Source organism: Parapedobacter lycopersici, from assembly GCF_040395035.1.
GTDB classification, from domain to species: domain Bacteria; phylum Bacteroidota; class Bacteroidia; order Sphingobacteriales; family Sphingobacteriaceae; genus Parapedobacter; species Parapedobacter lycopersici_A.
This window is the reverse complement of the sequence record NZ_JBEBRB010000080.1, coordinates 1-10,652: the sequence shown is the minus strand read 5'-3', so window position 1 is coordinate 10,652 and position 10,652 is coordinate 1. Positions and strand designations below refer to the sequence as shown.

Genomic DNA, 10,652 nt, shown 5'->3' with positions numbered 1-10,652 from the left:
TGGCAGCCATGACGTATATGATGGCCAGCGGCATCGCCGCTGCCGCCACCATAAAAACAGGCAACAGTTTCGGTCAGCGTAATTTTTTCCGGTTGAAGCGCTACGCGGTGTCGAGCTATCATATCGTACTGGCATTCATGGGAATCACCGCATTGTTATTTGCGCTGCTGAACCAATGGCTGCCGTGGATTTTTACCAGCGACCTCATGGTAATCGGCATTGCTGCGGAACTGCTGATCATTGCCGGCCTATTCCAGCTGTTCGATGGTACACAGGTTGTCGGTCTGGGGATTCTGCGGGGTATTGGCGACGTGAATATCCCCACATTGATTACCTTTATCGCCTATTGGATCGTGGGGCTCCCGGGGGCGTATTTATTGGGCATCACCATGGGGTGGGGCATCAAGGGCATCTGGTTCGGGCTTACCCTCGGTTTATTGACTTCGTCGGCATTGCTGTATCTCCGTTACCGGCAGGTAGTCGCCGGACTGTACCGGGAATCGCGCTGAAAACGGGAGCCGCACCGCCCGGCAACAACTGGCGAAGCGGGGGATAAGCCGGGGAACCAATAATAGGGCTTAAATTTCGCGGTTGATATCCCAGTTTTCCAGGTAATCCGCTACACGTTTCAAAAACCGCCCACCGAGTGCGCCATCCACTACCCGGTGATCATACGACATCGAGAGGTACATCATGTGCCGGATACCAATCATATCCCCATATTCCGTTTCAATTACCGCCGGCTTCTTGGTAATGGTACCTACTGCCAGGATCGCAACTTGCGGCTGATTGATGATCGGGGTGCCCATAATGTTGCCAAAGGCGCCGATATTGGTTAACGTGAATGTGCCGTCCTGGGTATCGTCGGGTTTTAACTGGCTGTTGCGTGCGCGGTTTGCCAGGTCGTTTACGGCTTTGCTGAGGCCGACCAGACTTAACTGGTCAGCGCGCTTGATCACCGGTACAACCAGGTTGCCCGAAGGCAGTGCCGCGGCCATACCAATATTGATGTTTCGTTTTTTTATGATCTGCGTGCCGTTAACCGAGATATTGACCATGGGAAAGTCCCGTAATGCCTTGCTTACCGCCTCAATAAAAATGGGCGTGAACGTGATTTTTTCACCTTCCCGTTTTTCGTAAGCGGCCTTTACTTTATTGCGCCAATTCACAAGGTTGGTGACATCGGCCTCCACAAAGGAACATACATGCGGGGCAATCTGCACACTTTTTACCATGTGCTCGGCGATGAGCCGGCGCATACGGTCCATTTCGATAATCTCATCCGATGGTGAAACGATAGCCGTGCCGGGTCCGGCGGAAGGCTCCGGTGTATATACGGTTCCGGTGGCCGCAGGTATTTCGGTAGGTGACGTTAGTGGAGATGCGCCGCCGTCTTTTCTGGTTTCGAGGTAATCCAGTATATCCTGCTTGGTTACGCGGCCTTCGGCGCCTGTACCCGTAATGCGTTCCAGTTCGTCTCCCGTAATCCCTTCCTGGGTAGCGATGCTCTTTACCAGCGGCGAATAAAACCGGGTGCCGCCAGGGTCGGTTACGGGTGCCGCGGGTCTGGCAGCGGGTGCGTCATGGCCGGTTTCTTCAAGCTGGTCGATTCCGGGGATAGCCGGTTCGGTTATTTCCTGCGCGGGCTCCGGCTGCTGCTCCATGGCTGTTTCCGCGCCCTCCGTTTCAATGGTAGCGATTACATCGCCGACCTGAGCTACGTCATTTTCCGCAAACAGCCATTCCTTCAGGATGCCGGACACGGGCGACGGTACGTCCGAGTCCACCTTATCCGTGGCCACTTCCAATACGGGTTCGTCTTCCTCAATCCGGTCGCCTGGCTGTTTCAGCCATTTTACAATGGTTGCTTCCGATACGCTTTCGCCCATGCGGGGCAGTTGTAACTGATGTATAGCCATACCTTGATCGTGCTATTGATGAAATCGGCCTAAGTTACATAGATAATTGATGAAAATTAAAAGATTAAAATATTATTTTGAAAAAAAAGCCGATGACGTAATTAAATTTCATTATTCCAAATAAATGATAAATTGTCGCTTAGCGGAGTGCCGGGTTTTCGGCAAACAGCAATTGCCTTAGCAACAGCAATGCAGCTGTACCTGCCCGTTCAATATTGACAAGCCGGTCGTTCCCAAAGCGGTACTCCCGGGTAATTACCTGCTGTTTTCCGGCAACGGCGATCCACACCAGCCCGACAGGCTTTTCGGAAGTGCCGCCGTCCGGTCCCGCGATTCCGCTTACCGCCACCGCGTAGTCGGTCCGGAAATTGATCCGCGCACCGGCGGCCATTTCCTGCACCGTCTTTTCGCTGACTGCGCCGTGTAATGCCAATGTTTCCTTGTTTACACCCAATAACTGCATTTTCAACGCATTGGAGTAGGTAACCGCGCCGCCCTCAAACGCGCGGCTGCTGCCTGGTATTGCCGTAATGCGCCTGGCGATATCACCTCCGGTACAGCTTTCGGCAGTCGAAAAGTGATAGCCGGCGGTCTGCATGGCCGTTAAGATCAGGGATTCGAGCGTAGCCTCTCCATCACCCAGGAAATAGTCGCCAATACGCGATTTGAGCGTATTGGCAATCTGCTGCGTTTCCTGTTGCAGCGCCCCCAGGTCCGCTCCGGTAGCCGTAAGCCGTAAGCGTACAAGTCCCGGTTTAGGGAGGTAAGCAAGGTGAATGTGGGGGGGCAATGCCCGTTCGATATCGGCAATTTTTTCGGCGAGAAACGACTCACCAAGGCCACCGGTAAGCAGCGTGTGATGCCAGCGGGGTACACGGCCATCCAGCCGTCCAAGCCTGGGAAGCACACGTTCCAGCATAATGTGTTTCATCTCAAAAGGAACGCCGGGCATGATGATGTATGTTTTATTGCGGTAATCCTGCCACATACCCGGAGCCGTGCCGAGGTCATTAAACAGTACCGTGCTGCCGGTAAGGACATCTGCCTGTTTGCGGTTTATGTCGAGCATGGGACGTTGGGTGCGACTGAAAATGGCTTCCACGTGGGCAAGTACATCGGCATCCCGGCGGAGGCCACAGCCAAAATAAGTGGCGAGGGCCTGTTTGGTTACGTCGTCTTTCGTGGGACCAAGACCACCGGTGACGAAAATCAAGTCGGCTCGGCCCGCTGCCTCGCCGAGCGCCGTGATGATGGCTTCCGCGGTGTCCGCCACCGAGCTGATCTGCCGGACATGGATGCCGGCTGTATTCAGCTGTTCAGCCAGCCAAGCCGAATTGGTATCTACAATCTGGCCGATGAGAATTTCATCGCCTATGGTAATGATTTCAGCAAACATGATGTTTAATATACGGTGCGTGGCGGTAAAAGCCACGCATTAAAACCTATTGTATGAATCGTTCCGCTTGGTCAGTTTCAGGTCCTGCAGGATGGAGGCCTTCGCCCGGATGGTGACGTTATAACTCTGGAATTGACCGAATGGTACCCAGCCGAACGACATATCCCAGCAATGCAGGTCGCGGTAAATACTGAACCGCGTCAGTGACACTTCCTTCCGTTTAAAATCATATCCTGAATTAAACTGCACCTTCCATTTGGGCGTGACACTGAAGTCGCCATGTACGTTGACGGTACTGGTGATGTTTGCGGTATTGCCGAATTTTGAATATTGAAAACTGAACGATCCGGCAAGGTTCCACGGGATATTGAAGTCGACAAACGCATTGGGATCCGAACTGATCCGTGCCAGTGCCTGCTGCTGTTCAGGGGTCATGCTGTTGCGCTGGTTGTTGAGTGAGTCGAGCCCATTCTGCCGGTTTCTGTTCGCATCCGGGTTAAAACTGTAGTCGAAAGACAGGCCAAAGCTTGTCAGACGTGCCAGCTTACCGTCCTTAATGGCAAACCGGTTGACACGGCGACCGTTTTCATCGATACTGTACGGATCAAACGTACCGTTGAAGTTCAGGTTAATCTTCTGATTGAACAGTGCCGTACGGCCCGAGAAATTGATGTTGGACAGATTGAACGAGTCGGCCACAAAATTATAGTTTCCGGTAAACGTCAGACCCTGCAGAATCGGTATTTTCTTGATCCCGCTTTCCGACGTATCACGCCTGCTGAGTACTTTTGCCTCAATGTTATTGTTGATGGAAAAGCCGATTCCCATGGAGCGGCCGCTGCCCGGTGAACCGAACATGCCACCTTCAAAAATGGAGTACTGCGTCTCCAGCCCCTGGGCATTTACAAATGAACGGTAAAACCCGTACATGTCTTCCGAAAAATCCGGGCGGTAGTTGAGGTTTACCGAAGGTGTAATGACGTGCCGGATGGCCTGGATCCGTCCGATCTTCGGGTACATGCCGTATATTTTCGTTGCCAGGCCCGTCGATACCGAATAATCATAAGCCCGGTTAAAACCCTGTAACGTATCGCGGACTTCCTCGAACCCCGAAGGCGTGTTTTCCAGTCGCCTCCGGATACTTTGCAGGTACCACCGTTCCGTGTAATTTACGCTGGTGTTGAACTGGAAGAATTTAAGGACATTGAGCGATAGGCTAACGGGAATATTGTGCTGGAAGCCATTGCGGAATTTCCCCAGCGTTTCCTTGTTAAAAAGCCCGGTTTCCTCGGCGTCGAGTGAATTGCGTCCCTGCAAGCTATAGGATACATTAATCCGCTGATACCATTTCTGTTCACCCACCCGGTCTTTGGAATCAAACGGGTTGAATGAGCTTACGTTCAATGCAAAGGTCGGCAGTTCCAGCTGCACCCTTCCGGTATTGATGTCCTGATTGTGACGGAATGCGGAAGTGAAGTTTACCCTTCCGTCGGCAAATGTTTTCCCATAGGCGATGCTGGACTGCATGTTGTTCCGCGTCATCTGTTCGTAGTTGTACGAGCCGTTAGCCGCGGTGTTCTGAAAATATGAACCGGTACCGAAGTTAACGGAAGCGCTGAACGTAGTTCCCGGATTGGCCTCCTGGCGCTGCGTGTGGTTCCAGGTGAAATTGAAGTCTTTGGTAGGCCGGTATTCCGGCGTGCCCTCCACGCCGTTGCGCAGGGAGGCAAAGCGGAAATTAAAGCCACCATCATATTTATAGTTTACCCGGTAGCGCGTTGCCAGGGAAACTTCCCACGACCCCTTTGAATACAGGTTGCCCCGTACCTCGCTGTCCCAATAATCATTGAACGCGAAATACCAGCCGATATCACGCAGCCAGAACCCTCGGGTAAAATCCTCACCGAAGGAAGGGAAGAGAAAACCGGAAGAGCGCTTGTCGGGCTTGGGGAAGAAGCCAAAAGGAATAGTCAGAAATTTAAGCGGCACCCCTTCCATGACCAGGTACGCGGGTCCGGAGATGATCTGGTTCTCGGTTACAATGCCTTTGCTGATCTGGATGCCGAAATGCGTGTGGGGCTGGGGGAGGTTACAGGTACTGTATAGCCCGTGGTAGAGGGACATCTCGTTGTACTGGTTTTTGCGTACCCGTTCCGCCTGGATATATCCTCCCTCCACTTCGGTAAAAATACCGTGCGTAATTCCCACCGCTGTGTCAAAATTATAACGCAGTGAATCAACCGATTTCGGGGTTTCATTGGGAAAAATGACCACGGGCCGGCCCACATATTTATTGTTGTGGTCATACCGCCCGCTGGCAAACACCTCTTTGGTCGTCTGATTCACGCGGATGTAATCTGCCGAAAGTTCGAACCCTTCGTATTTTACCCGCGCTTCCCGGTACAAGTGGATGGTATTGGAGGCCATATCGGTAACCTGCGAGTCGGCCGCGACAATGCTGACCACGGCATTCAGCCCACCCGGATCCTGTGTTAACGTATCCGGATTGTTACCCAGTGAATCTGCCGCCAATGTATCTGGTTGTGTGTTGCCAAGGGTATCAGCCAGGGGCTGCTGCTGAAGGGTGTCTGTGGCGGCTTTATCCCCTTCCGAATTTTCCTGTGCATATACCGATACACCAGAAAATATCGTTAAGAAGAATAAAGTATAAGAAAAAAAAGCTGCAACTGACTTCAAATTTGACAACGAATATTATTTTTGCAATAAATCGGATTGCGCACAAAATTAATTAAAAATAGTTAGGATTTCGGTGTTTTCAAATATATTCACCCGATCGTTAACCAACAGGATAACGAATTTGAATGCCGCGGTGTGACAGCATGACGCGGCAGGAAAACCGAACCCCCAGAATAGCGATATGATCAGCAAATATTTTACACCATACATTTATTGTTTCCTGTTTCTGCTTGCCTTATCCATATCAACGGTCGCATCGGCAAATCAGTATGCCGATTCGGTCTATACCATCCGGACCATTGTTTTGGATGCAGGCCACGGCGGTGATAAGCCCGGTGCCCGGGGGAGTTCCTCGCTGGAGAAAAACCTGGCGTTACAGGTGACATTAAAGCTCGGTAAGGCCATCGAAGCAGCGATACCGGGGGTCAAGGTTTATTATACCCGCACCACCGACGTAGACGTTGAGCTGTATAAGCGCATTGAGCTGGCGAACAGCAAGCGGGCGGATCTGTTTATTTCGATTCACTGTAATTCCGTGCCTGCCAAACTGGCGAAGCGGATTACCGGTACGGAAACCTTCGTGTCCGGATTCAGCCGGTTGGGCGAACAGGATGCCGCGTTCCGCGAGAATGCGGATATTCTGCTGGAGGAGAATTATGAAGATAATTATCAGGGGTTCGACCCGAAAGATCCGGAGAGTTATATCGTCTTTTCTCTGATGAAAAATCAATACCGCGACCAGAGCATCCGTCTGGCTTCGTTTATCCAGGGTGAATACGTCAAATCAGGAAGGCCTGACCGGGGTGTGCAGGAACTGAGCCTGGCCGTACTGGCCCGTGCGGGGATGCCCGCTGTTCTTACGGAAATCGGCTTTATCAGTCACCCCAGCGAGGAGGCTTACATGAAGTCGGAAAAAGGGCAGGCGGAAATCGTGAAAAATCTATTGGATGCCATCAAAGCATACAAGCGGCAGGTGGAGCGCTGAACAATTCGGCACCAAACTTGTTCTAAGGATGAGTAACATGCAACGCATTATTGACTGATAAATCAATACCATTTTGAAAATTCCAAACGAAACCAAGGTCGGGATCCTGGCCGTTGTTGCTATTGCAATACTGGTGATTGGATACAGCTTCCTGAAAGGGAACGATGTGTTCAGCAGCGACCAGACATTCTACGCCGTGTATGAACGCGTGGACGGACTGACCTCATCGAAACCCATTCTCGTGAATGGTTATCAGATTGGCCGGGTATCTGAAATGGAATTGCTGCCCGATGGACGGATACGGACGGAGTTTAAGGTGAGCCGCAATTACGCGATACCTTCCAATACCATTGCCCAGCTGGCCAGTACCGATCTTTTAGGAGGGAAGGCGATCGTCTTTGAATTGGGGGATAGCCCGGAGTACGCGCAAAACGGTGATGAGCTGCAGGCATCGATCCAGAAGAACATTATGGAACAGGTTGAGCCTATCCAGAAAAAAGCGCAGGATATTGCTGCGGTGCTGGATTCCGTGCTCAGTTCGATCAATAATACCATCAATGCGGATTTTCAACGTGATTTTAATCGAAGTGTCAGCAGTATTGCCAACTCCCTGCAAAACCTGGAGGGGATCACGCGCCAGCTGGATGGACTGGTTGTTTCCGAGCGCAACCGCATCAGCGATATCATGACCAATGTGGTGTCCATTACCGGAAACCTGAAAAATAACAATGAGAAGATCTCGCAGGTACTGGACAACCTCAACCAGATCACCGATCAGGTAGCCCGTGCCAACTTCGCTGAAACAATAACCAGTGCAAATAAGGCGATGGCTGACTTCCAGTCGATTACCGATCGCATTAACCAGGGCCAGGGCTCGATAGGCCTGCTGCTGAACGACGACGAGCTGTATAATAACCTGAATCAGGCTTCCATGAATCTGGAAGCCCTGATTGGCGATATGAAGGCAAGGCCCGGCAGGTATGTGCATTTCTCCGTATTTGGCCGGAAAAACACCGATTAGCCAGCCGGAAAAGGTGCCGGTAAATCCATTGCATTTAATTAAAAAAGGATTTGCCATTTTGCAGAATAACCGTTATTTTTGCAGTCCAAAACAAAATCCTATGCGGAAGTGGCGTAATTGGTAGCCGCACCAGACTTAGGATCTGGCGCCGCAAGGCGTGGGGGTTCGAGTCCCTTCTTCCGCACTTGAATCCTCCCGAATACTTCGGGAGGATTTTTTATATAACGATGCGATAAACGCTTACTAATGAGTATGAATATTTCACACGAAAACATCGACGACGTCAACGCCGTCATTACAGTGGACCTCGGTCCGGAAGACTACACCCCCCAGGTAGACAAGGCCATTAAAGAACAGGCCAAGAAAGCAAAATTGCCGGGATTCCGCCCTGGTATGGTCCCTGTATCACACATTAGGCGTACATATGGAAAAGCCATTCTGTTTGATGAGATCAACCGGGTGGTCAGCGATAAGATCAACGAATATATCGGCGAGCAGAAACTGGAAATCCTGGGCCAGCCACTGCCGAAGGAAGATGACAAGAACGATTATAACTGGGATTTTAACGACCAGTTTTCTTTCCAATACGAAATCGGCCTTGCCCCGCAGTTTACTATTCCGTTTACCGAAAAATCAACGTTTACGGAATACGAAATTAAAGCAGACGAGGAAACATTGGCTTCACGCATCAAAAACCTGCGCCGCAGCTATGGCAAGATGACCAACCCGGATGTTTCGGAAGATGGAGATGTCCTGTATGGCGAACTGCAACAGGTGGATGCCAAGGGCGAAGCAGTAGCAGGCGGTATTGTGAATACGGCGTCCGTACGGACGGATCTGGTGGATGATAAGAAGATAAAGAAACAGCTGATCGGACTTAAGAAAGACGATGAGGTGGTTGTGGATATCAAAAAGGCGTTTAAAGCCGAAAGTGATATTGCCCGTGTACTCGGCATTACGGAAGAAGAAGTAGCCGGACTGGACCCCGCTACCGTGAAATTAACCGTGAAAAATGTAAACCGGCTGGAAGAAGCGGATCTTAATGAAGCGCTTTACGACAAGTTATTCGGTGAAGGAACGGTAAAAACCGAAGAAGCCTTCAGGGAAAAGGTGCGGGAAGAAGTTGAAGGCATGCTGGAGCAGAATGCCACACAGAAATTGCAGAACGACCTGTATACAGCGGGTATGGATGCTGTGGATGCGGCTTTCCCTGAGGAATTCCTCAAGCGCTGGCTTAAAGCGACCAACCCGAACATTAAAGCGGATGAGCTGGAAGAAGGTTTTCCTGACTTTTTACGGAACCTGAAATGGACGATCATTGAAAACCGGATCATCACCAAGAATGGCCTCGAAGTAAAATACGAAGAAGTACTGGCACTTGCCAAGGAACGGATTGAAGCGCAGATTAAGCTTTACGGCCAGGGACAGGAAGTTAATGAGCAGCAGTTATCGCAGTACGCCGTGCAGCTGCTAGGCGACAAGGAACAGGCCAACCGCCTGTTTGATGAAGTAAAGGCAAAGAAGGTATTTGATTACCTGAAAGGGTTGGTGAAACTGGAGAAAAAGGAAATCGCATACGATAAATTCCTCGAATTGAAATAAGACCCGCCCCGTAGGGGCCGATCTCCTGAAAACCTCATCGCACGGGCAGTATTGTAATGCCGATGCGATGAGGTTTTTTTTATTGGCTGATTTTTATTTGTCAGGTACCGCTACAAATTTGGCCAGTGGCGCCATCCGTGCCCGGAATAATTGCAGGGTGTCTGTGCTGGCATGGTAGCTGTCTGCAGTTTCAAGGGCTCCAATCATGTCGTTTTCGATTTCCATATTTTCACAGGCCATCATGGTACGGACCATGTGGGAGAAGCGGATGCGGTTGGGCGCTTTCAGCTCGAATGCACCGCCCATGCCATTGCAGCCCCCTGTTCCCTCAACGCGGTTTGAGACGGCAGTCAGCCGGATAAAGGGTTCTTTCATCGTGCTGCCCGGTTCCACTGGCTTGCCGTGCAATTCGACAAGCTTCCAGTATTTCCCGATCAGTGTGTCGTCTATTTTCTCAAGTATATAGTGGTCGGCCAGCGTACCCGTTATGCGGTTGCCCTCGCGGTCGAGCTGGATCAGCCTGTTTTCGCCTACCTGGAGTTTCTGGCCGTCGCCATCCAGCGTGATCTTACCGCCGGCATCGTCCCAGGTAAATTGCCCGGTTTCGGTAAACACCGAATCACCCCGCTCCAGGTAACTGGTTTGCAGCGTATAACCGCCGTCCTCCGAGAGTGTCAGCGTGGTCTGTATACCCGGACAATCCGCACACGGTAATGTCCCCTGATACATGCCGGCCCAATCGAGTGCATTTTGACTGTTGTGAGCCGGATCCGGATTTGCCTGTCCGGCTTCCCTTTTACTTTTGCAGGCAGTGGTGGTGACGACTGCCAGTATCAGCACACCTAACGCCCATTTTCCGGTTCGTGTTTTCATGATGTTTTTTTTTAAGAACCCATGTACATAAAATGTACCAAAAAAGATCAATGTGTTATGTTGAGTGGATTAGCAGATGCTTAATAAACCAGCTGTTGAAAAATAGTCGGCTGGCATTGCACGCAAGTATGGAGAACTGCCCTGCAATACCCTGTTCCC

The 10,652-nt window shown here is 51.0% G+C and carries 8 protein-coding genes and 1 tRNA gene; 5 read left to right on the top strand and 4 right to left on the bottom strand.

The window, feature by feature from the left end; translation table 11 throughout:
• Positions 1-509: MATE family efflux transporter (locus ABWO75_RS12145; RefSeq protein ID WP_353185901.1), on the top strand; the 509-nt coding region annotated here is incomplete at its 5' end.
• Positions 510-578: 69 nt separating this feature from the next.
• Here the strand turns inward: ABWO75_RS12145 and ABWO75_RS12140 are convergent.
• The 3 genes from ABWO75_RS12140 to ABWO75_RS12130 all read right to left on the bottom strand — a co-directional run bounded on the left by ABWO75_RS12140 (position 579) and on the right by ABWO75_RS12130 (position 6,012).
• Entirely contained in the window at positions 579-1,919 is a 1,341-nt protein-coding gene (locus ABWO75_RS12140; RefSeq protein WP_353185899.1) for a dihydrolipoamide acetyltransferase family protein, read from the bottom strand.
• Between the two features lie 139 nt (positions 1,920-2,058).
• Positions 2,059-3,315 carry a competence/damage-inducible protein A gene (locus ABWO75_RS12135; protein ID WP_353185897.1) on the bottom strand — a complete coding sequence of 419 codons (1,257 nt, stop codon included), beginning with the start codon at positions 3,313-3,315 and terminating at the stop codon, positions 2,059-2,061.
• A gap of 39 nt (positions 3,316-3,354) precedes the next feature.
• A complete protein-coding gene (locus ABWO75_RS12130; protein ID WP_353185895.1) occupies positions 3,355-6,012 on the bottom strand; it encodes a putative LPS assembly protein LptD in 2,658 nt (885 codons plus the stop codon).
• 181 nt (positions 6,013-6,193) lie between these two features.
• Here ABWO75_RS12130 and ABWO75_RS12125 point away from each other — a divergent pair, with 181 nt between their 5' ends.
• The 4 genes from ABWO75_RS12125 to tig all read left to right on the top strand — a co-directional run bounded on the left by ABWO75_RS12125 (position 6,194) and on the right by tig (position 9,620).
• Positions 6,194-6,997 (top strand): N-acetylmuramoyl-L-alanine amidase family protein, encoded by an 804-nt coding sequence (locus ABWO75_RS12125; protein ID WP_353185893.1) that lies wholly within the window; start codon positions 6,194-6,196, stop codon positions 6,995-6,997.
• Positions 6,998-7,070: 73 nt separating this feature from the next.
• Positions 7,071-8,018 carry an MlaD family protein gene (locus tag ABWO75_RS12120; protein WP_353185892.1) on the top strand — a complete coding sequence of 316 codons (948 nt, stop codon included), beginning with the start codon at positions 7,071-7,073 and terminating at the stop codon, positions 8,016-8,018.
• Between the two features lie 102 nt (positions 8,019-8,120).
• Positions 8,121-8,202 (top strand) — tRNA-Leu (locus tag ABWO75_RS12115).
• A gap of 68 nt (positions 8,203-8,270) precedes the next feature.
• Positions 8,271-9,620 (top strand): trigger factor, encoded by a 1,350-nt coding sequence (gene tig, locus ABWO75_RS12110; protein WP_353185903.1) that lies wholly within the window; start codon positions 8,271-8,273, stop codon positions 9,618-9,620.
• 93 nt (positions 9,621-9,713) lie between these two features.
• Here the strand turns inward: tig and ABWO75_RS12105 are convergent, their stop codons facing one another.
• A complete protein-coding gene (locus ABWO75_RS12105) occupies positions 9,714-10,493 on the bottom strand; it encodes a copper resistance protein NlpE N-terminal domain-containing protein (protein WP_353185890.1) in 780 nt (259 codons plus the stop codon).
• Between the last annotated feature and the right edge of the window lie 159 nt (positions 10,494-10,652).

Bases quoted from the DNA above. Each gene is read 5' to 3' on its own strand.
- ABWO75_RS12105 (WP_353185890.1), bottom strand. From the start codon at position 10,493: ATGAAAACACGAACCGGAAAATGGGCGTTAGGTGTGCTGATACTGGCA.
- ABWO75_RS12125 (WP_353185893.1), top strand. From the start codon at position 6,194: ATGATCAGCAAATATTTTACACCATACATTTATTGTTTCCTGTTTCTG.
- ABWO75_RS12140 (WP_353185899.1), bottom strand. From the start codon at position 1,919: ATGGCTATACATCAGTTACAACTGCCCCGCATGGGCGAAAGCGTATCG.
- ABWO75_RS12135 (WP_353185897.1), bottom strand. From the start codon at position 3,315: ATGTTTGCTGAAATCATTACCATAGGCGATGAAATTCTCATCGGCCAG.
- tig (WP_353185903.1), top strand. From the start codon at position 8,271: ATGAATATTTCACACGAAAACATCGACGACGTCAACGCCGTCATTACA.